Raw genomic sequence first — 1,017 nt, forward strand, 5'->3', positions numbered from 1 at the left:
TCATGCCAGACGCCATGATGGCGGGATCAGTAAACAACAGGCAACGTGCCTGGTGCCACGCGAAAGGCACTGACCCACACCATCATGACTACCTATACTTTGCACACCCCCATCCCTTGTCACGCAGCGATCTGTAAGGCCCTCCATCTTGCCGGCCAGGAACGCCGTGTCACCCTGGGCCTGGACCTGGAGCTAAACACTCCCGCAGGCGCCCTGATCGTCGCCGGAGGCCAACCGCTCAATCTGGGCAAGCATCCTCGCAGCCTCTGGGTTGAACTGGTTGGCTGGCTCATCAAGCAAGGCTGTGAAGTCCATTGCGTCCAGGAGGCTTGTGGCTTCGGCTGGGAGTTCCACCGTGATTTGGAAGGGGCCGGAGCCGGCAGCATGGTGGTTGCTCCCCAGGAACTCAGCGGCAAACGCAAGACCGACAAACGCGATGCCCGCATGCTGGCCTCCCTGCTCTGGGACTATGTGAGCCGGGGCAACCGAGCCTGTCTGCGCCCGGTCAGGGTCCCCTCGGTGGAGAAGCAGCAGCAACGAGGGTATCACCGTCGCCGGTCTCAGGTGATCAAGCTGCGTTGTCAGATTGCGGCTCAGGGGCGCAGCCTGTTGTGGGACCATGGCTGGTTGAAGCAACTCAAGGGCTGGTGGACGCCCAAAAACTGGGAGCAGCTCAGAGCCGATTTGCTCGCCGCTGGCTGCAGGTGGCTGGTGGGCATGCTTGAGCCCATGCAGCAAATGTGCCTGCAATTAAATGGGTATGGCAATGAACTTGAAAAGAAGGCTGTCAGCGAAGTCACGCCGCTGAAGACTGCCACCCAGAAGTCCGAATCTGGCGTGCCCTTGAATGCGGCCCAATCTCCCGCGGCGTCAGAGGATGCCCCGACAGGCAAAGTTCGACCCAAAGGACTGGGTGAACTCAGCTATGCCATTATCACTTCGGAAGTGGGAGACTGGAAACGGTTCAAGAACCGGGGTCAGCCCGGCTCCTTCGTCGGCTGCTGCCCCAGTGAGTAT

General features: G+C 60.4%; 1 protein-coding gene. It reads left to right on the forward strand.

Translation table 11 applies throughout. The features are described 5' to 3' along the window. Nucleotides 1-84 precede the first annotated feature (84 nt). Nucleotides 85-1,017, forward strand: a 933-nt coding sequence (locus tag BV106_RS21170) for a hypothetical protein (protein WP_038167988.1), incomplete at its 3' end; no start/stop codon positions are given.

The sequence above is a fragment of the Verrucomicrobium sp. BvORR106 genome (genome assembly GCF_000739655.1).
GTDB lineage: Bacteria > Verrucomicrobiota > Verrucomicrobiia > Verrucomicrobiales > Verrucomicrobiaceae > Verrucomicrobium.